The sequence below is a fragment of the Brucella sp. NBRC 12950 genome, assembly GCF_030268145.1.
Lineage (GTDB): Bacteria > Pseudomonadota > Alphaproteobacteria > Rhizobiales > Rhizobiaceae > Brucella.
Map to the genome: position 1 here is coordinate 400,633 of NZ_BSQC01000003.1, position 22,207 is coordinate 422,839.

Below are 22,207 nucleotides of genomic sequence, written 5' to 3' on the forward strand. Positions count from 1 at the left end.
TCGATCAGACAGCTAGAGGCTTTGGCCAATCCCTCGCACCGGCTCTTCCTTATCGATAAGGGGCGAGGGTGAAGCAAATGCCAGAAGTTTTTCGTAATCGATTATTTTAACGGCTGATGCCTGCACGCTCACACCATGTGTGCCCAGATTTGCAAAGCTGCGCGAAAGGTTCTCCGGCGTCATGCCGAGATATGCCGCCAGTACACGTTTTTCGTAGGGGATGGTAACAACATCCGTTCCGTTATTGGCGAGTGATTCCTTAACGATCCAATTGGCTAAACGCTGTACGCTGTTGCGTAATTTCTGCGTCTTCAGCTCTTTTACAAGCCGGCGGTAAGACCGCGCCAGCTCGAATACGATGGCCTGCATGAAATCTGAATCTTCGCTCATCATGGAGCGAATGAGCGATGACGGGATCATCAATACGCGCGCGGCGGTCAATGTCTGTGCGCTTTGCAAACACACATCGTTGTTTAGCGACGCAGCCAGAATGAAAACATCACCTGAGCGCAGAATTTCCAATGCCGTTTCACCCTCTTCCGAACGAGCGGACATAAGGACAAGTCCATCGAGCACGACAAAGAGAAAATCAGACGGCTGATTTTCTTCGATCAATGTGGTTCGCGGCGGAAAGGATTGTGCAAAGCTCGGAGCTATGAGGAATTCAAAAGTCTTATCTCTCATGCCTAGGAAGAGAGGGACTGTCTTCAAGCTCAGGATATCCTCATCGCGCATTAAAACCTTACCTTTCATCTCTAGTTATATTCTAGCAAAAAAGTTGATAAATATCAATTAACAAGTATAAATTTATCAATTACCATATAAAAATTAATCTAATTATGTCATATCATGTCACAAACCTACAAAAACTCTTGATTGATTATCAATTATTGATCCTAATCAATGTATTCAACATACAGACGCCGCATAAGTGCAAACGAAACCTTCTATGGTATTCAATTCGGAGTACGCCTATGCCACACGTCCCGGGAGATTCCCACCGTAAGCAGACTACTGCTCTGACGATGAGCACGATTGCTTTTACAGTCTGCTTCGCCGTTTGGACCATTTTCGCAATCATTGGCATACAAATCCGCGCTGATCTCAATCTGAGTGAAACGCAGTTCGGCTTGCTGGTTGGTACGCCGATCCTTACCGGATCGCTTATCCGCGTCATTCTTGGCATATGGGCGGACCGCTATGGCGGACGCGCGATTTTCACGCTCACCATGCTGATCTCAGCCGTCGCCACCTATTTCCTGACTTATGCAACGACCTATCCGCAGATGTTGATTGCTGCACTTGGTGTTGGGGTTGCAGGCGGTTCATTCTCGGTTGGGGTTGCTTATGTCTCGCGCTGGTATCCGCCGGAAAAGCAAGGCACAGCACTTGGTATTTTTGGCGCCGGTAATGTCGGCTCGGCCGTGACGAAATTTTTCGCACCGATGGTCATGGTTGCGTTTGGATGGCATGCAGTTGCTGAAATCTGGGCAGCGGCGATGGTGGTCATGGCGCTGGTCTTCTATTTTACCACCAGCGATGATCCAGTTTTGCTTGAGCGCAGGCGCACGGGTGAAAAGCCCGTCAGCACGCTTCTGGAACTCGAACCGCTCAAGAATATTCAGGTCTGGCGCTTTTCGCTTTATTACTTCTTTGTTTTCGGTGCATTCGTGGCGCTGGCACTGTGGCTGCCGCAATATCTGATCCATGTTTATGGAGTCGATATTCGCTATGCCGGTATGATCGCAGCTTTTTTCTCGATCCCGGCAAGTCTGTTCCGTGCTTATGGCGGTCATCTGTCTGACGTTTATGGTGCGCGGAAGGTCATGTACTGGACTTTCCTTGTCGCTCTCGTCGCCACCTTCATTCTCTCTTATCCACCAACGGAATACATCATCCAGAGCGATAATGGTCCACTGCGTTTCACGGCAGAAATGGGCGTGGTTGGCTTCACGGTTTCCGTGTTTATCCTCGGCTTCTTCATGGCGCTGGGCAAGGCTGCGGTCTTCAAGCACATCCCGGTTTATTATCCCGACAATGTTGGTGCGGTCGGCGGTCTCGTCGGCATGATTGGTGGTCTTGGCGGCTTCATCCTGCCAATCCTGTTTGGTGTCCTGCTTGATCTCACAGGTCTATGGACAAGCTGCTTCATGCTGCTGTTCGTCATCGTTGCAGTCTCGTTTGCCTGGATGCATGTTTCGATCCGTCAGATGGAACGCGCAGCACAGGGCAAGGCAACGGAGGAACTTCCAGCTTTTGCAGAACTGCAGGGCTTGAAGAAGGCTGAAATCAAGCCAGCCCGCAAGAGTGATGCGGTGCTGACTGAATGGGAACCGGAAGACAAGACCTTCTGGGAACAGAAAGGCAAGCGTATTGCCAAGCGCAATCTGTGGCTTTCCATTCCAGCGCTCTTGCTGTCATTTGCGATCTGGCAGGTCTGGTCGGTGGTCGTTGCAAAGCTGCCGCTGGTTGGATTCAAGTTCTCCACGGACGAATTGTTCTGGCTTGCAGCACTTCCCGGCATTTCGGGCGCAACGCTGCGCATCTTCTATTCTTTCATGGTGCCGATTTTCGGCGGTCGTCTCTGGACTACGCTGACCACCTGGTCGCTGGTTATTCCGGCGATCGGCATTGGCTATGCAGTGCAAAATCCGAATACACCTTACTTTGTCTTCCTGCTGCTTGCTCTGTTCTGCGGTTTTGGCGGCGGCAACTTCGCCTCCTCCATGTCAAACATTTCCTTCTTCTTCCCCAAGGCGGAAAAAGGCAATGCGGCAGCCCTCAATGCAGGCCTCGGAAATCTCGGTGTCAGCGTCGTACAGTTTGTCGTCCCGCTGGTTATTACTGCTGGCATCTTCGGCAAGCTTGGTGGCGATCCGGCTTTTGTGGCCACCGAGGCTGGTAGCTCGCCGCTCTGGTTACAGAATGCTGGCTTCTTCTTTGTGCCTTTCATTGTGATCACTGCCTTTGCCAACTGGTTCGGCATGAATGATATTGCATCGGCAAAGGCATCCTTTGCGGATCAGGCCGTCATTTTCCGTCGCAAGCACAACTGGCTGATGTGCTGGCTCTATACCGGTACATTCGGCTCCTTCATCGGCTATTCGGCTGGCTTCCCACTTCTGACCAACATCCTGTTTCCGGAAGTCAATGCGCTGCATTACGCATTCCTTGGACCATTGGTTGGCGCGCTATCGCGTTCGGGTTCGGGCTGGCTTGCCGATAAATATGGCGGCGGACGCGTAACCATCTGGGCTTTCGTCCTTATGATGATCGGCGTGAGCGGTGTGCTTTGGTTCGTCGGCATCAAGGATCAGCCCTATGCATTCAGTGGCTTCTTCGCGTCCTTCGTTCTGCTGTTCTTCGCAACAGGTATCGGCAATGCCTCCACCTTCCAGATGATCCCTGCGATCATGTCGAAGGAAATGGACCGCCTGATGCCCAAAGCAAGTGCTGAAGAACGTCGTCTGGAAGCCAGCAAGGAATCCGCTGCCATTACTGGCTTCACATCGGCAATTGCTGCTTTTGGTGCCTTCTTCATTCCGAAAGGCTACGGCACGTCGATCAGCATGACGGGCGGACCGGAAGCAGCTCTGTGGGCATTCCTGATCTTCTATGTGAGCTGCCTCATCATCACCTGGGCCGTCTACACCCGAAAAGGTGGCCTCCTCTATGACGTCGAGCACAAACGCAAACCTGCGACCGCTGCTGCCTGACCACAAAGGCAGCGCGGAGAAGGCGGAAAGCTTCCTTCAGTTCGTGCCTGCCACTTAATAAATGGATTGAGAGGACAATATTATGAGCCTACTCCTCGACCGGCTAAACTTTCTTGCCAGAAAGAATGTGGACACCTTTTCCGAAGGGCATGGTGTTACCACGGTTGAAAACCGTGACTGGGAAGATGCCTATCGCAAGCGCTGGCAGCATGACAAAATTGTCCGCTCAACCCATGGTGTGAACTGCACTGGGTCATGCTCATGGAAGATCTATGTCAAGGGTGGCATCATCACCTGGGAGACCCAGCAGACAGATTATCCGCGGACCCGGGCCGATCTTCCCAATCATGAGCCACGCGGCTGTCCGCGTGGTGCAAGTTACAGCTGGTATATTTACTCGGCCAACCGCGTGAAATACCCGCTTATCCGTTCACGTCTGCTCAAACTTTGGCGCAAGGAACGTGCGGTGAAGACCCCGATCGGTGCTTGGGCTGCGATCCAGCAGGACCCAGCCAAACGCTCGGATTATATGAAGGTGCGTGGCCTTGGCGGTTTCGTCCGCGCGACCTGGGATGAAGTAAATGAAATCATCGCAGCCGCCAATGCCTATACAGCCAAGACCTACGGTCCTGACCGCGTGATCGGCTTTTCGCCAATCCCTGCCATGTCGATGGTGTCTTATGCAGCCGGCTCACGTTATCTATCGCTGCTTGGTGGCGTCTGCATGTCGTTTTATGACTGGTATTGCGATTTGCCACCTGCCTCACCGATGACATGGGGTGAACAGACCGACGTTCCTGAATCCGCTGACTGGTATAATGCTGGCTTCCTGATGCTCTGGGGTTCGAACGTACCGCAGACCCGCACACCTGACGCGCATTTTTATACCGAAGCCCGTTATAAGGGCGCAAAATCAGTTGTGGTTTCACCAGATTATTCGGAAGCCGCCAAATTCTCCGATCTGTGGTTGCACCCGAAACAGGGCACAGATGCTGCGCTTGCCATGGCGATTGGCCATGTCATCTTGCGTGAGTTCCATCTTGATCGACAGGTGGAGTATTTCGAGGACTATTGCCGCAAATATACTGACTTCCCAATGCTGGTTCGCCTCAGCAACAAGGACGGTCATTATGTGCCTGACCGCTTCATCCGCGCTTCCGACTTTGTCGATACACTTGGTGAAAGCAACAATCCGGACTGGAAGACGGTGGCCTTCGACAAGAAAACTGCATCTTACGTCGCACCCGGTGGTTCTATCGGCTATCGCTGGGGCGAAGACGGCAAGTGGAATCTGGAAGAAAAAGACGGCAAGGGTCACGATGTTGAGCTGGCAAAGAGCTTTATCGACAAAAGCGATCACGATGCGGTTGCCGATGTGGCGTTTCCTTATTTCGGCAATCGAGAACATGACTTCTTTGAAGGTACCGATCACGACAGCGTTCTGGTGCGCAAGGTGCCAGCCCGCAAGGTAAAGCTTGCAGCCGGCGACACGATGGTCGCCACCGTTTTCGATCTCTTCGCGGCTAATTATGGTCTTGATCGTGGCCTTGGCGACAAGAATTCGGCGAAAACTTTCGAAGAAGGCCTGCCTTACACACCTGCCTGGGCTGAAAAGATCACTGGCGTTCCGCAGGATCAGATCATCGCTGTTGCGCGCGAATTTGCTCATAATGCAGAGAAGACCAAGGGACGCTCCATGGTCATTCTTGGTGCTGGTCTCAATCACTGGTACCACATGGATATGAGCTATCGCGGTATCATCAACATGCTGGTGATGTGCGGTTGCATCGGTCAATCAGGCGGCGGTTGGAGCCATTATGTTGGGCAGGAAAAACTGCGTCCGCAGACCGGCTGGACAGCTCTTGCCTTCGCGCTCGACTGGAACCGACCACCCCGCCATATGAACTCGACATCGTTCTTCTATGCGCATACTGACCAGTGGCGCTACGAGACGGTCAAGGTCAACGACATCCTGTCGCCAACCGCACCGGAAGGTTCATGGGACGGTACATTCCACGATTATAACATCCGCGCTGAACGTATGGGCTGGCTGCCATCGGCACCGCAATTGCAAACCAATCCGCTTGAAGTCTCCAAACAGGCTGCCGTATCGGGCAAAGAGGCAAAGGATTTTGTTGCTGAAGCGCTCAAATCCGGCAGTCTCAACATGGCCTGTGAGGACCCCGACAATGAGGCAAATTGGCCGCGCAACATGTTTGTCTGGCGTTCAAATCTGTTGGGTTCGTCGGGTAAAGGCCACGAATATTTCCTCAAGCATCTGCTCGGGACATCGAACGGCCTGCTTGGTAAGGATCTCGGTCCAGAAGGCGCGCAGGAATCTCAGGAAGCCGTCTGGCACGATCAGGCACCGGAAGGAAAACTCGATCTGCTGGTGACACTGGATTTCCGCATGTCCACGACTTGTGTTTATTCGGATATCGTTCTGCCGACTGCCACTTGGTACGAGAAGAACGATCTCAACACCTCCGACATGCATCCCTTCATTCATCCGCTTTCAAGTGCTGCTGATCCTGCATGGGAAGCACGCAGCGACTGGGAAATATTCAAAGGCATCGCCAAGAAATTCTCGGATGTGGCACCAGAAGTGTTGGGTGTTGAGAAGGACGTGGTTCTCGTCCCGACCCTTCACGACACAGCAGGTGAGCTGTCGCAGCCGTTTGACGTGAAGGACTGGAAGAAGGGCGAAGTCGAACCGATCCCCGGCAAGACCATGCCAAATATTGTTGTGGTCGAACGTGATTATCCCAACCTCTACAAGCGTTATACATCGGTCGGTCCATTGCTTGAAAAGCTCGGCAATGGCGGCAAGGGCATCGGTTGGAACACCGATCATGAGGTGGAACTCCTCGGTAGGCTCAACGGCAAGGTTCATGAGCCTGGTGCTACTGAAGGTCGCCCGCGTATCATGACTGACATTGATGCAACGGAAGTCATTCTGTCGCTTGCCCCTGAGACCAATGGCGAAGTGGCGGTGAAGGCCTGGGAAGCCTTGTCGAAGTTCACTGGACGCGATCACAGCCATCTGGCGATACCGAAGGAAGACGAGAAAATCCGGTTCCGCGATATCGTGGCACAGCCGCGCAAGATCATCTCGTCGCCGACATGGTCGGGACTTGAATCCGAAAGTGTGTGCTACAATGCCGGTTACACCAATGTGCATGAACTGATCCCATGGCGCACGCTGACAGGCCGTCAGCAGCTTTATCAGGATCATTTGTGGATGCGCGCTTTTGGTGAAGGTTTCTGCGTCTATCGTCCGCCAATCGACACCAAGACGGTCAATCCTGCCATTCGTGAAAAGGCTGACGGTCAACCGCATCTGGTGCTGAACTTCATTACTCCGCACCAGAAATGGGGCATCCACTCGACCTACTCGGACAACCTTTTGATGCTCACGCTCAATCGTGGCGGTCCGGTTGTCTGGATTTCGGAGCCGGATGCGAAGAAGGCAGGTCTGGTCGATAATGACTGGGTGGAAGTTTACAACGCCAACGGTGCTATCGTGGCGCGTGCGGTTGTGTCTCAGCGTATGAAGGACGGCACGATCTTCATGTATCACGCACAGGAAAAGATAGTGAATACGCCGGGATCGCCGCTGACGGGGCAGCGCGGCGGCATTCATAACTCGGTAACGCGCATCATCACCAAACCGACCCACATGATCGGCGGTTACGCCCATCAGTCCTATGGCTTCAACTATTACGGCACCGTCGGTGCGAACCGCGACGAATTTGTCGTGGTGCGCAAGCTCGACAAAGTCGACTGGATGGAAGGTCCACTCGACGAAAGCAAAGCGACATTGCCCCAGACACCAATGGCAAAGGAGGCAGCAGAATGAAAATCCGCGCGCAAATTGGCATGGTGCTCAATCTTGATAAGTGCATCGGCTGTCACACCTGCTCTGTGACGTGCAAAAACGTCTGGACCAGCCGCGAAGGCGTTGAATATGCCTGGTTCAACAATGTTGAAACAAAGCCCGGTATTGGTTTCCCGAAAGAGTGGGAAAATCAGAAGAAATGGAATGGCGGCTGGGTCCGCAAGAAGAACGGCAAGATCGAACCCAAGATGGGTGCGAAATGGCGCATTCTTGCTAAAATCTTTGCTAATCCAGATCTGCCGGAAATCGACGACTATTATGAGCCGTTCGACTACGATTATGGGCATTTGCAGACGGCAGGCGAAAGCAGGACCATGCCGACCGCCCGCCCACGCTCGCTGATTTCCGGCGAACGAATGGAGAAGATCGAATGGGGGCCAAACTGGGAAGAAATTCTCGGTGGCGAATTCGCCAAACGGTCGAAAGACTACAATTTCGAGGGCGTGGAAAAGGAAATCTACGGCCAGTTCGAAAACACCTTCATGATGTATCTGCCTCGCCTCTGCGAGCACTGCCTCAACCCGACCTGTGTTGCAGCCTGTCCTTCGGGTGCAATCTACAAGCGCGAGGACGACGGCATTGTTCTGATCGATCAGGAAAAGTGCCGCGGTTGGCGCATGTGCGTCTCCGGCTGCCCTTATAAGAAGATCTATTACAACTGGAGTTCCGGCAAGTCCGAGAAGTGCATTTTCTGTTATCCGCGTATTGAAGCAGGCCAGCCTACAGTCTGCTCGGAAACCTGCGTCGGTCGCATCCGCTATCTCGGTGTTATTCTTTATGATGCCGACCGGATTTCGGAAGCAGCATCAACCGCCAACGAGCAGGATCTTTACGAAGAGCAGCTTAGCATCTTTCTCGATCCGAACGATCCCAAAGTGATTGAACAGGCGCGCAAGGATGGTGTTCCGGATGCATGGCTGGAAGCTGCCAAGCAGTCCCCGGTCTACAAGATGGCAATGGAATGGAAGATCGCATTCCCGCTGCATCCTGAATATCGAACGCTTCCAATGGTCTGGTATGTGCCGCCGCTTTCGCCGCTTCAGTCGGCTGCTGCTGCGGGCAAGCTTGGCATGGATGGTCCGTTGCCGGATGTTCGCTCGATGCGTATTCCGGTCCGCTATCTCGCCAATCTTCTGACCGCTGGTAAGGAAGAGCCGGTTATCTCGGCGCTTGAACGCATGTTGGCAATGCGCTCCTACATGCGCACCAAGACCATCGATGGTGTCATTGATGAAGCAATTGCTGATCGTGTCGGCATGAGCAGCGGCATGATCGAAGAGATGTACCAGCTGATGGCAATTGCCAATTATGAGGATCGCTTCGTCATCCCAACAACGCATCGTGAAGTCACGGAAGATGCCTATGATCTGCATGGTTCCTGTGGCTTCACCTTTGGCAATGGTTGCTCGGGTGGTTCTTCCACGGAAGATCTGTTCGGTTCAAAGCGTCAGAAGGTCGTGCAGACACCGACCGATATTTTCAGGGAGCAGGTATAATGAACAGGGCTCTGAAAATCATATCGCTTCTGCTGTCCTATCCTTCGAAGGACGTCCAGTCTGGACGTGAGGAACTGAAAGCCGCTGTCGCCAGCGACCCCAGTCTTTCGCCCGGAATCCATAAGTTACTCGACAATCTGATCGATGACCTTTGCAAAGGCGATCTCTACGAGGCACAGGAGCGTTATGTGCATCTGTTTGATCGCACCCGCGCGCTGTCTCTGCATCTGTTTGAACATGTGCATGGCGAAAGCCGCGATCGTGGTCAGGCAATGGTTGATCTTTTGAAGATGTATGAGGAAAACGGCTTCGACATTGATGCCAAGGAACTGCCGGATTATCTGCCGCTGTTTCTTGAATTCTTGTCGACGCGTTCGCCGGAAGAAATCCACGATCTGCTGGCGCAGACTGCGCACATCACCACAGCCATCGGCGAACGCCTGCGCAAGCGGCGCTCAATCTATGCCAATGCGTTTGCTGCAATTTCGCATCTTGGCCGCGTGAAGCCTGATGAAAAGTTGCTGGGTGAATTGCTGCGCCAGGAAGAGGATGATCCCGACGATCTGGCTGCTCTCGACCGTATCTGGGAAGAAGAAGCGGTAACATTTGGCAGTTCTAATGCGGGCGACAACGCCTGCGGTCCGGACCGGTTGCGTATGCAGGTGCGTGCTGCACGTCGTAATCCGGCGGCATCCTCAAACGCCAGCCAAATCTAGGAGACGGATGATGGCTAGTCATATCAATACGTTCCTGTTCGGGATTTATCCCTATATTGCGCTGAGCGTTTTGGCACTCGGTTCAATTTTCCGCTATGACCGCGAGCCCTATACATGGCGCTCCGGTTCCAGCCAGCTTTTGCGCCGCAAGCAGTTGATGTGGGGTTCGGTACTGTTCCATCTCGGTGTGCTTGTGATTTTCGCCGGACATTTTGTCGGGTTGCTCACGCCAATTTGGGTATTTGATACGCTCGGCATCAGCCATGAAGCCAAGCAGATACTTGCCATTGTGGCAGGTGGCGTTGCAGGTGTCATGGCAATTATCGGCGCCACGCTTCTTGTGCATCGTCGCCTGTTTGACCCGCGCATTCGCGCGTCATCACGCCCGACTGATACGCTCATCATCATTCTGCTCTGGATTCAGCTGCTTTTGGGACTTGCGACCATTCCGGTATCGCTACAGCATCTGGATGGCCATGAAATGGTGAAATTCATGAGCTGGGCACAGGGTATCTTCACCTTCAACTCGCAGGCTTCAAGCTACGTTGCAGATGCATCGCTTATCTTCAAGCTGCATATTGGCTTGGGTCTGACGATCCTTCTGTTGTTCCCGTTTACACGTCTCGTTCATATGCTGAGCGCACCTGTGCGTTATATCTGGCGTCCCGGTTATCAGGTTGTGCGCAAGCGCAATAATAGCCGGGCACCATCCCATGCTCGCATTCAGAACAACTTTCGGACGGAGCAGAACTGATGGCAACACTCTTTGAAAGCAAGCAGCCGAAAGAACATGACCATAAGCATTCAGCCGGGCATGGTAGCTATTCCACCTATCAGGAGCCGGATACACGCATACCGCCAAAGCCGCGCCCGATCTTTGATGCGGTTTCGGTTAACGGCGTTGCGATTGCCGAAAGCGACATTCTGACGGAGGCACAAAACCACCCGGCTGAAAACCCGGGAGCAGCATTGCTTGCAGCCGCTCGCGCCCTTGCAGTCCGAGAGTTGCTTTTGCAGCGCGCAAGAGAAGTCGGCATAACCCCAGAACGTGAGAAAGATGCCGAAGGGCGTCCTGAAACCGATGACGATGCGCTGGTGCGCATGGTGATCAATCAGGAAGTTGAGGTGCCTTCTGCATCAAGTGATGAATGTCTGCGCTTTTATGAGAAAAACCGGCAGCGTTTCACCAGCTCGCCTTTGCTTCAAGCAAGCCACATTCTGATTGCGGCCGACCCAGCCGATCAACAGGCGCGCGAAAAGGCACGCGGCACGGCATCGTTCCTGGCTACTTCTATTGTGGCTGAACCAGCAATATTTGCGGCGATGGCGCACGAATATTCCGCCTGCCCTTCGGCCGCACAGGGTGGCAGCCTTGGGCAATTGTCGCGAGGCAGTACCGTGCCGGAGTTTGAGCGTGCGCTTGATCGTCTTGCACCCGGTGAAATCACAGCGGCGCCGATTGAAAGCCGCTTTGGCTTTCACATTATCAAGCTCGATCATCGTGTCGATGGCGAGGTGTTGCCATTCGATTTTGTGGCCGAGCGCATCGCGGGCTGGCTTGAAGCTTCCACCTGGTCGAAAGCTGTTTCGCAATATATTGCTATTTTGGCCGCCGAGGCAGAGATTACCGGTATCGACCTTTTGTCCGGTGAGGAAGAAAGCAAATGACCACACAGCCGCTTCTTGCAGCAATTCTGGCCGAAAAAGACGTGGCGGTCGATCCGCTGTTGGCGTCGGTTGCTGCGAGGGCCGGAGAATATGGCTTGAAGGTCGCGGGTTTTTTGCAACACCGTGGCCCCGATACCGACGAATGCTGCCGGGAAATTGTTATTGAACGGATTGGCCGCGGCAATCGGCAAATTATCTCGCAACCGCTCGGTACCGGCTCGCGCGGTTGCAGGCTTGATCCGGCAGCACTTGCAGATGTGGCCGGATCGTTGCGTGCCGAAATCGAAGCCGGAACAGATTTGCTGATCCTCAACCGGTTTGGCAAAGGCGAAACCGAAGGTCAGGGGTTTCGGACCGTTATCGAGCTGGCCTATGCAAAGCAGATACCAGTGCTGACAGTCGTGCGCGAAACCTATGTTGAGGGCTGGAACGAGTTCGCAGGAGATTTCGGTATCTTGCTTGCACCGGACCAGACGATTCTCGCAGACTGGCTTGAGGGTCTCATCCCGCTTAGACAGCTATCTGCTGCAAGTTGATTTTATCAGCTATGCATAACTGATGCAGTTTTGTGTCTGCTGATCCAGGCGGCACCGATGCCGCCATGTAGAAAGCCGTTGGAAAGCGGAACGGTCGGGTAAATCACCTGCAATCGGGCAAGCCCTTCTTCCGTGTCGATACGTTCCCGCAGCACGTCGTCGTGAACCTTTGCGACAGCAACCATGTCGCAATCCTGCGGTGAAAGCCTGAAACCTGCAACCCCCGCGGCCTTCAGGTCGGGTATATCTTCAATGAGTGCCTGACAGGTATGCGACAGTGTCTGCACACCGTTCAAGGCAAGGAACGACTGGCTATCGAGTGTTTTGACTGGCAGACCGTCCGGCTCCTCGGCACAAACAAACTGACAATTGTCCTTGATGTGTCCTTTTGAGCGTGCGTGGGCGCAGCGCGCTGATATGGCGAGTGGTATGCGGCCAAAAGTGAAGATTTCGAAGGCAACATCAGGCGCTCCCTTGATGATTTCACAGATTGAAGCCAACGGAAGTTCCGGTGGCAGACAAATGGATTGTGCTCCGCGCGCGGCCAGAACGTTGGCAGTGGCGGCGTTGTAAACATTGATCAACGGGCCAACCATATGCGGTTTGCCAGCCAGCAGGCTCAATGCAGAAAGATCATTGGCTTCGACTGGAAAAAGGGATTGTTCGGCGGTTTGCCGAACATGCTTTGCCTCGCGTTCAAGCATGACAAGCGCGAGTGAGCCAAGGCTGATCGTCTTGCCTGCCTTTTGCAAACGCTCGATCACATCTGCCAGGTATGGATCAATGAAATGAAAACGCTTTGAGCAGACAATTTCACCGACCGTGACATGATCGACCGGTGCTTCATCGGCTATTCGAAAGTAGAAATCGCGCCATTTCGGACCCTCCCATAGATAAAGAACAGGCCCAATGCTGAGGCTGGGATTAAAGCGTGTATCGGACATGGCTATCTCCAGCGTTTTTCATAGGCACCCGATGTGGTCTGCTGACCTTCACTCAATGTGCGTAGCCGTAAAAGCAGTGCGGTCCGCTTTTCAGGTCCGACTGCAAGAGTTTGACGGAGCGTCGAAACAACCTCTGCAACATAGGCTTTTCCACGTTGCCGCCCTTCGATTTTCAGGGCTGAAACACCGGCTGCACGGAGTTCGTCAATGTGGTTCATCACATCGAGAGATACAGGATCTTCAAATGCATAGCCTTCCTCATCACCGATGTTGAAGCGCCCTTTGCAAAGGGTGGGATAACCTGCTGCTTCGCCTGTCGGATAACGATTGATGGTGTAATCCCCAAGTTCTGAAACCAGCTCTGAGCCATCGTGGCGATAACGCACATGACTTGCTGGTGAGCAGACTCCATTCATATTGGGTGACTTTCCGGTGGCGTAAGACGATAGCGAGCAGCGGCCTTCGGCCATGACGCACAAACCGCCAAAGACGAACACTTCCATTTCGCAGGCGATCTTGCGTCCAAGCTTTGCAATATCAGGGATTGTCAGTACGCGTGGCAGCACCACACGTTTTGCCTTGAAAGCATCGATCAGAAAGCTGATTGCATCGGCATTGGAAGCAGATGCCTGCACTGAAACATGTAGTCGCTGATGCGGATGTCGTTCTGCCGTGTAGGCCATCAGCCCGAAATCTGCGAGGATCACGGCATCGGCACCCAATGCCGAGGCATCATCCACTGCTTGGTACCAGATATGCTCGTCGCCAGCACGCATGAAGGTGTTGATCGCGACGAAGACCTCAGTGTGACGCGCATGGGCGAAATTGATCGCTTCGCGTAGCTCTTCGCGGCTGAAGTTGAGGCCCGGAAAATTGCGAGCGTTGGTTTCATCACGAAAGCCGCAATAAACTGCATTAGCTCCGGCCTGCACGGCTTCGCGAAGTGCGGAAGGTGTTCCGGCGGGACAGATCAATTCCATGAACGGGCATCCTCGCTTGTGTCAGCAGTAAGCGCTTTGTCGCGCACAAAGCCTGCAATGGTTCGCACCAACGGGGCGAAAGGTCCTGCACCGCGTCCAAGATCGGCTGGCAGATCAATATTGCAATCATCCAGCGCATTGCGCAGGGCAAGCATGGCCTCCATGTCGCCGGTCACAGTGATGTCGCGCGAGAAAAACAGAGCATCGCCATCAAGCTTGCCTTCCAGAAGAGCCAGTAGCAGGACGAGCGGGCCTTCGATTGCGGCATCGGTTTTAAAGTCGTCTTTGTTGCGAAGCACTGAAATACGGGGGGCGCCAGGTTCTACCAGAAAGACGAAGGGTAGATCGGAGGGCAGGAAGCCAAATCGTTTGTTGACGTGCTCGCCCAGCCGTTCAAACAGGCCGGGATGTGCCCCGATTACCTGAAAGAAAACGCGAGAAATAAATGGGCTAATCAGAAAAGGCGGAACAAACCGAACCGGAGCGACCACGGCAGGCGGAATTTTCATCATGACTTGGCTCCAGACACTTCCATGCGCACCAGCTTACGACGTCTTCTCAAGGACTAGGCGATTCAAGCCTGCAAGAGTTTGATCTGGATCAAAGACGGCAGAAGAATTGCGTATTCAAAGTGATCTATGAAAAATGCTTGCTCTCTGCCTCCTTTCTATCGCGATCTACAGAGCTTCGTATCGGAGCTTGAACGACGCGGTGATCTTGTCCGCATCCAGCGTCGAGTTTCGCTGCTTCATGAAATCACCGAAATTCATAAACGCGTTCTGGAAGCTGATGGACCGGCTCTGCTGTTTGAAAATCCGGTTGATGCTGAAGGCAAAATGCAATCCATCCCTTTGCTTGCCAATCTTTTCGGTGCTGAACGACGGATTGCATGGGGGCTTGGTCGCAGGCCGGAAGAGCTGCCTACTTTAGCCAATCTACTGGCAGAGTTGAGAGCGCCGACACCGCCGCGTTCAGCAGGTGAAATCTGGAATAAGCTGCCTCTGGCAAAAGCAGCCCTGGCAATGCGACCGCGGCGTGTCAGTCGAGCGTCGGTGCATGAAATCCTACGCGAGGGAGACGCCATTGATCTGGACGCGTTGCCGATACAATGGTGCTGGCCGGGGGAGCCTGCTCCACTGGTGACATGGCCGTTGGTCATTACTTGTGCGCCCGACGATCCATCCGACATCAATGTTGGCATTTACCGGATGCAGAAGCTCGGACGAGACAGGCTAGTGATGCGCTGGCTGGCTCATCGGGGTGGCGCACGGCATCATCGCATGTGGCAGAAGGTCGGCAAGGATATGCCCGTCGCTGTTGCCATCGGTGCGGATCCAGCGACAATTCTTGCCGCCGTCATGCCTTTGCCTGAAGGGATGAGTGAGCTGGCATTTTCGGGTCTTTTGTCGGGGCGAAGGCCTGCAGTCGCAGATGCGCGCACGGTGCCCATCACAGTCCCAGCCAATGCAGAAATTGTGCTTGAAGGCTTCGTATCGGCAACCGAAACCGCGCCGGAAGGCCCCTATGGGGATCACACTGGTTATTATAATAGTGTGGAAGACTTTCCAGTTATGCAGCTTAGCGCGATCACGACGCGCAAGAACCCGATTTATCTTTCCACTTACACCGGGCGTCCGCCTGATGAACCTTCCAAGCTCGGCGAGGTGATGAACCAGCTGTTTGTACCGGTCGTGCGAAAACAATTTCCAGAGATCACGGACCTTTGGATGCCAGCCGCGGCATGTTCTTATCGGGCAATGGTGGTCGCCATCGACAAGCGGTATCCGGGGCAGGCCCGCAGGGTGATGATGGGACTTTGGTCAATGCTGCCGCAGTTCAGCTACACCAAGCTTATCATTGCTGTCGATCCTGATATCAATGTGCGCAATTGGGATGATGTTCTCTGGGCTTTGTCGACACGCTTCGACGCGAGCCGTGACTTGATCATGCTCGATCGCACGCCAGTGGATTATCTCGATTTCGCATCACCGCGCTCGGGGGTTGGTGGAAAGCTTGGACTTGATGCTACCAACAAGATCAGTCCAGAAACCGATCGCGAATGGGGCGCAGTCCTTTCCATGAATGCAGAAACAATTGCGGGGATAGACGCGATATGGGGCGAACTGGGAATAGACCGGGAGAGCAGATAGTGAAGCGTATTGTCGTGGGAGTTTCAGGTGCGTCGGGGTCGTTGATTTCGCTTAAAGTACTTGAGTGTCTGAACAAGATTCAGTCTGTTGAAACGCATCTTGTCATATCACAAGCCGCTGAGCGCACATTGCTCTATGAGCTGGGCCCGAACGGCTATTCAATGCTGCATCGGTTGGCAGAGAAGACCTATTCAGTTGAGGACGTGGGAGCAGCCGTTGCCAGCGGATCCGTGTCGACTGCCGGGATGATTGTTGCGCCTTGTTCCATGCGCACCTTAGCATCGATAGCCCATGGCTTGAGCGATAGTCTGCTAACGCGTGCTGCTGATGTGCATCTTAAAGAGCGGCGCAAGCTGCTGCTGATCACGCGCGAAACACCTCTGCATCTCGTCCATCTGCGCAATATGTGTACAGTCACCGAAATGGGGGCAATCGTGATGCCACCAGTGCCTGCTTTTTATCTACATCCGCAAACGGTGGATGATATTGCCCATCAGATCGCTGCGCGAGCCATTGATCTGATGGGGATTGGTGAACAACAGGCCAAAAGCTGGAGTGGCTCAGTTTAGTTTCGGATGCCGGTCAACGAGCGCCTGGCGGCGTTGCTGTAATTCCTCGATCTGCTGTTCCAGCGAGAGAATTTCATCATCGAGCTTATCGACTCGTTCTTCGATATGCGAGTAGGCTTCCTTGAGGAGCAGTTTGGCTTCCGTTTTGTTTGACGCACTTGGCGTGTCGCCACGCAGCGGTTTGTTGGCTGTCTCAGGAAGGAAGAAAGCAGTGATGAGACCCACGATCGCTGCGCACATGAGATAATAGGCAGGCAGATAAAGATTATCTGTTGCCTCAACAAGCCACGCAGCAACAGTAGGAGTTAGTCCCGCCACGATAATCGAAATATTAAATGCAGCAGCAAGAGCGCTATAGCGAATGCGCGCCGGAAACAGTGCTGGCAGTGTCGATGCCATGATGCCTGTGAGGCAGTTGAGCAATATCGCCAATATCAGCAAGCCGGCAAAAATAGTCGCAATGTTCCCACTGGCAACAAGGTGGAAGGCTGGCACGGCAAACAATAATAGGCCCACACTGCCGATAATCAGGAAAGGCCTGCGGCCAAATCGATCGCTGAGGAAGCCGACGACTGGCTGCACGAACAGCATCCCGATCATCACCACGATGATGATTAGTACTCCATGATCCTCAGAATAACCAAGACTCTGAGAAAGGTATGTCGGCATATAGGTCAACAGCATGTAATAGGTGACGTTTGTCACCAAAACCATGCCGATACATACGCTTAATGCACGCCAGTATTTTCGGACGATTTCCTTGAAGGACACCATTGGGCGGTCTTCAATTGAATCACGGTCCTCTTTTTCCAATGCTTCAAGTTGTTGGGTGAAGGCGGGAGTTTCTTCAGCCGCATGGCGAAGATAAAGTCCGATCAGCCCAAGGGGTGCAGCAAGATAGAATGGGATACGCCAACCCCAATCCAGGAACGCTTCCTCACCAACCATGGTGCTGAGGAAAACGACAAGACCCGCACCTAAAACGAATCCTGCGATCGAACCGAAGTCGAGCCAGCTACCGAGGAAACCGCGACGTTTGTCTGGAGCGTACTCAGCGACGAAAATCGCAGCGCCAGTATATTCGCCGCCCACCGAAAAGCCTTGCGCTAGCTTACAGAGCAGAAGCAGAATTGGTGCCCAAATTCCGATCGTTGCGTAAGATGGGATCAAACCGATACAAAATGTACTGGCGGCCATGATGATGATCGTGAGTGAGAGAACTTTCTGACGGCCGAAGCGGTCTCCCATCACGCCGAAAAAAAGCCCGCCCAAAGGGCGTACCAGAAACGGCACAGAAAAGGTTGCGAGTGCTGCAATCGTCTGAATGCCGGGCGCTGCATTGGGGAAGAAAACCTGGCCCAATGCATAGGCTACGAAGCCATAAACACCGAAATCGAACCACTCCATCGCGTTGCCCAAGGCTGCAGCGGTAATGGCCTTCTTGAGTTTGGTGTTATCGATGACCTTGATGTCATGAATTTGTAATGGTGTAGCCTGAGATGAGCTGCCTGCAGCATCGCTTTGCGCCATTCGCCACCGCCTTTTTGCGTTTTGTTTTCATGTCCCACGCAACAGAATAGCGGCCCCGCATTTAGAACATGCATTGACCACTCTACTGTTAAGTGAATTTGAACTAGTAACGAGGGGTGTCGGGTTTGGTTCCTATGAAGCTTATAAATAGTCGGCAAAGGAGGCCTATGCTGGCCCTAGCATGATGAAAGTTTCGCTTTTGCTCACGCCCTGAAGGGATCGTATCGTCGAAATCACTTCGTTAAGCTCGGAGATGGTCGAGACTTCCAGCTCGGCAATTACATCCCAGATTCCGTTCGTGTTAAAAACGCCTGTTAGACCCGGAACACGTTTGATTGCGCTGATTGTAGCCTTGAGTGATGAGCCTGACATTTCGATCAGCATGAAGGCGCGGATCTGATCTTTGCCGATATCATCACGGACCCGGACGGTGAAGCCTTTAATGTCGCCATTGGCAATCATGCGGTCGAGCCGTTTTTGCGCGGTGGCGCGGGCAACGCCTAGAAGCTCAGCAAGCTGTGGAACGGAAGCTCGGCCATTGATGCGAAGCTCTGTGATCAGTCTCTTGTCCAGCTCGTCCATTGGTATGGCTTCCATAAAAGTAAGTTTTACTGACGATATCGTCACTATTTTATAAAAATAATCACTTTATATTCTTTTTTGTCAATCTAATTGCAGATAATGATTTTGGCCAAGGGGAGTGCACAAGCGGTTCTTAAAATGCTGCAAGCAATAGGAGCGCCCGCGCAAATCCCTGTTGAGGCCGGTTACAAGGCTATCAAAATAGCGTCAACAGCTCCGCCTGGGGCTTTCGTAGGGAACTCTGAGTATGAAAATGGCGAGACTTTTTTCCACAGCGCTTATAGCGCTTGGCATCTCATTATCCGCGCATGCCGCGAAGGCTGATGATCTGGAAAAAATTCAGAAGAACGGCAAGATGACTATTGCGCTTTCGGGCGTTTTTCCTCCGTTCAGTTTTGTCGATGAATCCAACAAGGTGGTTGGCTTCGACGTTGATATCGGTTCTGAAATCGCACGCCGTTTGAAGGCTGAGCCTGAAATCGTCACCACCGCCTGGGATGGCATCATCGCTGGTCTCGTCACCGGTCGGTTTGATACAATCGTCGGCTCAATGGGCATCACTGAAGAACGCAAAAAGGCAATCGACTTCGTCGGCCCTTACTACCGCTCCGGTCTTGGCCTGTTCTTGCGCAAGGGCGATAGCGTGAAGTCCCTTGACGAACTTGATGGCAAGACAATTGGTGTGACGCTTGGTGAAACCTCTGAAAAGTGGGTTCGCGAGCAGAACAAGTATGAAGTCCGCACCTATAAAGGCCTGCCAGAAATGCTTCTCGACCTTGGTTCGGGTCGCATTGATGCAGTGATTGCCGACGACGTGCCTGTTCTGGTCGCAATTTCCAAGAGCAGCGCACCGATCGAGCAAATCAAGGATGACAAGCTCCCGCGCTATGACATTGGTATTGCTGTTCGCAAGAACAATCCCGAACTTCGTGACGCTATGCAGAAGGCGCTCGACGATATGATGGCTGATGGTACCTACAAGACCATTTCCGAAAAGTGGATTGGCACGGATATCCGTTAACCCGGTTGTCTGTGGTGAGGGCAGCATAACTTGCTGCCCTGCCGCAAACACACGAGCGGCTTGAATGTGAATGGATAGCCGCATTTTCTGTTTGACGCATTGTCTTTAAGTTGAGCGCTTTAAGCAGCTTTGTTGACAATGCTTTCGTTCCTAAACTCTGTCATTGCTTTGTTTCAGCCGGTTGGCTGAAATCAATATGTCGTGGCGGGTGTTCCTCCTCATGGAGCAGAAAGGTTGAAGGATGGATATCGCACTTATCGAGCGGATTTTTCCCTTCATTGTCGAAGCTGCCTGGGTCACTGTCGGACTGACCATTGTTTCGCTGCTGATCGGACTGGTGGTCGCAAGCATGCTCGTTATGGCGCGCTTTTCACGATATGCACCGGTGCGCTGGATTGCTGTTGCCTATATCAGCATCATGCGTGGTACGCCGCTTCTGGTTCAGCTTTTCCTCGTGTTCTTTGGTGGGCCACAATTCGGCTTTGAGTTCACCCCCTTTGTGGCGGGTGTCATAACAATGGGCTTCAACATCGGCGCCTATTTGTCTGAGGGTATGCGTGGTGCGATCCTTGCGGTTGATAAGGGCCAGAATGAAGCTTCCCGGTCTCTTGGCTTTGGCCGGGTTGGGACGATGCGGCTCTTCATCCTGCCGCAGGCTGCTCCTTTGATGATACGGTCGCTGGGCGTCAATACGGTTATTCTGACTAAGAGTACGGCCCTTGTCTCCACCATCGGCGTGGTTGAATTGACTTATACCGCGCAGCGCTTTGTTACTTCTACTTACAAACCATTTGAAGTTTTTGCGGTGGCCGCTGCGGCTTACATTGTCATCATAGCTGTCATTTCGCTGATCGTTCGCGGTCTTGAAACATACTTCAGCGCTGAAAAGAGGGCGGGAGCATGAGTCTGGATTTCACCGTTGTTCCGCCTTATGCGGAACTGTTGCTCATCGGTCTTCTCTGGACCGTTCTGATCACTGTTCTGGCCGGCGTTATCAGTGTTGTGCTTGGCATTGTGATCGCAATTGTCACTCTTCATGCGCCCAAACTGATAAGCTTTCCCCTCCGCGGCATCGTATTTCTGTTCATGGGCACACCGCTGCTGCTACAGCTTTATCTGCTCTATTATGGCCTGTCGCAGATCGGGATCATGGTGCCTGCATTCTGGACCGGTGTGTTTGGGCTTGGTATGCATTATGCCGCCTACAATGCCGATATTTTCCGTGCGTCGCTGGAGACTGTCGACAAAGGACAAATGGAAGCCGCGCGTTCCCTTGGCTTCGGCAATGGTGCCTCTTTGCGCTATTTCATTATCCCGCAGGCAATCCTTACTGCACTGCCACAGGTCGGCAATAACAGCATTATCCTACTCAAGGACACGGCCGTTCTTTCGGTGCTCGGCATCACAGAACTGGTGCTGAATGCCCAGCGCGGCATCAGCGAAACCTATCGTCCTTTTGAGTTCTACTTCGTTGCAGCCGTGCTCTATTACCTCGTCAATCTTCTGATGGAATGGGGTTTGAGCAAAGCGGCCAAGAAAGCGGAAGCTATCCGATGAACACACAGAACCCTATGATCGAATTGCGCCAAATTCGGAAATCTTACGGCGAGATTGAGGTGCTGAAAGGCATCGACCTGACTGTTGCACGCGGGAAGATTGTTTCCATCATCGGCCCCAGCGGCTCAGGAAAAAGCACGTTGCTCCGCTCCATCAATATGTTGGAGGAAACCTCAAGCGGTGAAATCTGGCTTGATGGACAACAGGTAAATCGTCCGCTCAAGGGGCGCGCTTTTGAAAAGCACATCAACCACATCCGCCAGGAAATGGGCATGGTGTTTCAGCAGTTTAACCTCTTTCCGCATCTGACGGTTCTGCAGAACATCATGGTTGGACCAATCAAGCTCAAGGGCCTCTCCCGGGCGGATGCGTTGGACCGTGCCAACAACCTCCTGGCCAAGGTTGGCCTTGTTGATAAGGGACATGCATATCCGGCGCGTCTGTCTGGCGGTCAGAAGCAGCGTGTGGCAATTGCCCGCGCTTTGGCAATGCAGCCCAAAGTTATGCTCTTTGATGAAGCGACATCTGCGCTTGATCCGGAGCTGGTGGAAGAAGTCAATCAGGTCATGAAGCAGCTCGCAAACGAGCACATGACCATGCTGATCGTCACTCACGAAATGCGCTTTGCCGCCGAAGTGTCCGACCATGTGATGTTCATGGATGGTGGTGTGGTGGTTGAACAAGGCGCGCCGAGCCAAGTCTTGTCCGATCCTGCCGAGGAACGGACAAGAGCCTTCCTACGAAAGCATCTTTCGCAATAAGCCGGTCGGAAACGGCCGAAGCCTGAAGTTTATATTCTCAAGCGTGTTTCTGATATCTCGAAATACGCTCTAATCGACGGAGA

At 53.0% G+C, this 22,207-nt stretch carries 19 protein-coding genes; 13 read left to right on the plus strand and 6 right to left on the minus strand.

Annotated elements, in window-relative coordinates:
* Nucleotides 1–12: 12 nt before the first annotated feature.
* Nucleotides 13–735, minus strand: a complete 723-nt coding sequence (locus QSJ70_RS07250) for a cyclic nucleotide-binding domain-containing protein (RefSeq protein WP_285535406.1) — start codon at nucleotides 733–735, stop codon at nucleotides 13–15.
* A gap of 239 nt (nucleotides 736–974) precedes the next feature.
* Between QSJ70_RS07250 and QSJ70_RS07255 the strand changes: the two genes are divergently transcribed.
* From QSJ70_RS07255 to QSJ70_RS07285, 7 genes are all read left to right on the plus strand, one after another.
* Nucleotides 975–3,716, plus strand: a complete 2,742-nt coding sequence (locus QSJ70_RS07255) for a nitrate/nitrite transporter (RefSeq protein WP_285535408.1) — start codon at nucleotides 975–977, stop codon at nucleotides 3,714–3,716.
* Nucleotides 3,717–3,798: 82 nt separating this feature from the next.
* Nucleotides 3,799–7,575 (plus strand): nitrate reductase subunit alpha, encoded by a 3,777-nt coding sequence (locus QSJ70_RS07260; protein ID WP_285535410.1) that lies wholly within the window; start codon nucleotides 3,799–3,801, stop codon nucleotides 7,573–7,575.
* On the plus strand, nucleotides 7,572–9,110 hold the full coding sequence (gene narH, locus QSJ70_RS07265; RefSeq protein ID WP_215777747.1) for a nitrate reductase subunit beta: 1,539 nt from the start codon (nucleotides 7,572–7,574) through the stop codon (nucleotides 9,108–9,110). The genes QSJ70_RS07260 and narH overlap by 4 nt, the downstream gene beginning before the upstream one ends.
* Nucleotides 9,110–9,826, plus strand: coding sequence for a nitrate reductase molybdenum cofactor assembly chaperone (gene narJ / locus QSJ70_RS07270; protein ID WP_215777745.1), 717 nt, complete (start codon nucleotides 9,110–9,112; stop codon nucleotides 9,824–9,826). Before narH ends, narJ begins: the two co-directional genes overlap by 1 nt.
* A gap of 10 nt (nucleotides 9,827–9,836) precedes the next feature.
* Nucleotides 9,837–10,580, plus strand: coding sequence for a respiratory nitrate reductase subunit gamma (gene narI, locus QSJ70_RS07275; protein ID WP_215779125.1), 744 nt, complete (start codon nucleotides 9,837–9,839; stop codon nucleotides 10,578–10,580).
* Complete coding sequence (locus QSJ70_RS07280; protein ID WP_285535414.1) at nucleotides 10,580–11,494, plus strand: peptidylprolyl isomerase; 915 nt, start codon at nucleotides 10,580–10,582, stop codon at nucleotides 11,492–11,494. The genes narI and QSJ70_RS07280 overlap by 1 nt, the downstream gene beginning before the upstream one ends.
* The gene (locus QSJ70_RS07285; protein ID WP_285535416.1) at nucleotides 11,491–12,030 is read left to right on the plus strand and encodes a DUF2478 domain-containing protein; all 540 of its coding nucleotides are present in this window, start codon (nucleotides 11,491–11,493) and stop codon (nucleotides 12,028–12,030) included. Before QSJ70_RS07280 ends, QSJ70_RS07285 begins: the two co-directional genes overlap by 4 nt.
* A gap of 5 nt (nucleotides 12,031–12,035) precedes the next feature.
* Here QSJ70_RS07285 and ubiV read toward each other — a convergent pair whose 3' ends face one another.
* From ubiV to ubiT, 3 genes are read right to left on the minus strand one after another with little or no spacing between them, the layout of a single operon-like run.
* Nucleotides 12,036–12,974 (minus strand): ubiquinone anaerobic biosynthesis protein UbiV, encoded by a 939-nt coding sequence (gene ubiV, locus QSJ70_RS07290; protein WP_285535418.1) that lies wholly within the window; start codon nucleotides 12,972–12,974, stop codon nucleotides 12,036–12,038.
* 2 nt (nucleotides 12,975–12,976) lie between these two features.
* Nucleotides 12,977–13,954, minus strand: a complete 978-nt coding sequence (ubiU, locus tag QSJ70_RS07295; protein WP_285535420.1) for a ubiquinone anaerobic biosynthesis protein UbiU — start codon at nucleotides 13,952–13,954, stop codon at nucleotides 12,977–12,979.
* Nucleotides 13,945–14,466 (minus strand): ubiquinone anaerobic biosynthesis accessory factor UbiT, encoded by a 522-nt coding sequence (ubiT, locus tag QSJ70_RS07300; protein ID WP_285535422.1) that lies wholly within the window; start codon nucleotides 14,464–14,466, stop codon nucleotides 13,945–13,947. The genes ubiU and ubiT overlap by 10 nt, the downstream gene beginning before the upstream one ends.
* 126 nt (nucleotides 14,467–14,592) lie before the next feature.
* Between ubiT and QSJ70_RS07305 the strand changes: the two genes are divergently transcribed.
* Together QSJ70_RS07305 and QSJ70_RS07310 are read left to right on the plus strand one after the other, a co-directional pair.
* Nucleotides 14,593–16,104, plus strand: coding sequence for a UbiD family decarboxylase (locus QSJ70_RS07305; RefSeq protein WP_285535423.1), 1,512 nt, complete (start codon nucleotides 14,593–14,595; stop codon nucleotides 16,102–16,104).
* The gene (locus tag QSJ70_RS07310) at nucleotides 16,104–16,673 is read left to right on the plus strand and encodes a UbiX family flavin prenyltransferase (protein WP_285535425.1); all 570 of its coding nucleotides are present in this window, start codon (nucleotides 16,104–16,106) and stop codon (nucleotides 16,671–16,673) included. Before QSJ70_RS07305 ends, QSJ70_RS07310 begins: the two co-directional genes overlap by 1 nt.
* Here QSJ70_RS07310 and proP read toward each other — a convergent pair.
* Both proP and QSJ70_RS07320 read right to left on the minus strand, forming a co-directional pair.
* A complete protein-coding gene (proP, locus tag QSJ70_RS07315; protein ID WP_215777733.1) occupies nucleotides 16,665–18,203 on the minus strand; it encodes a glycine betaine/L-proline transporter ProP in 1,539 nt (512 codons plus the stop codon). The two genes, QSJ70_RS07310 and proP, sit on opposite strands and share 9 nt — an antisense overlap.
* 165 nt (nucleotides 18,204–18,368) lie before the next feature.
* Nucleotides 18,369–18,785, minus strand: a complete 417-nt coding sequence (locus QSJ70_RS07320; protein ID WP_007877606.1) for an Lrp/AsnC family transcriptional regulator — start codon at nucleotides 18,783–18,785, stop codon at nucleotides 18,369–18,371.
* A gap of 253 nt (nucleotides 18,786–19,038) precedes the next feature.
* Here QSJ70_RS07320 and QSJ70_RS07325 point away from each other — a divergent pair, with 253 nt between their 5' ends.
* From QSJ70_RS07325 to QSJ70_RS07340, 4 genes are all read left to right on the plus strand, one after another.
* Nucleotides 19,039–19,806 carry a transporter substrate-binding domain-containing protein gene (locus QSJ70_RS07325; RefSeq protein WP_215777731.1) on the plus strand — a complete coding sequence of 256 codons (768 nt, stop codon included), beginning with the start codon at nucleotides 19,039–19,041 and terminating at the stop codon, nucleotides 19,804–19,806.
* Nucleotides 19,807–20,047: 241 nt separating this feature from the next.
* A complete protein-coding gene (locus QSJ70_RS07330) occupies nucleotides 20,048–20,710 on the plus strand; it encodes an amino acid ABC transporter permease (RefSeq protein ID WP_285535429.1) in 663 nt (220 codons plus the stop codon).
* Nucleotides 20,707–21,363 carry an amino acid ABC transporter permease gene (locus QSJ70_RS07335; protein ID WP_215777728.1) on the plus strand — a complete coding sequence of 219 codons (657 nt, stop codon included), beginning with the start codon at nucleotides 20,707–20,709 and terminating at the stop codon, nucleotides 21,361–21,363. Before QSJ70_RS07330 ends, QSJ70_RS07335 begins: the two co-directional genes overlap by 4 nt.
* Complete coding sequence (locus QSJ70_RS07340) at nucleotides 21,360–22,124, plus strand: amino acid ABC transporter ATP-binding protein (RefSeq protein WP_276572342.1); 765 nt, start codon at nucleotides 21,360–21,362, stop codon at nucleotides 22,122–22,124. Before QSJ70_RS07335 ends, QSJ70_RS07340 begins: the two co-directional genes overlap by 4 nt.
* Nucleotides 22,125–22,207: the final 83 nt, after the last annotated feature.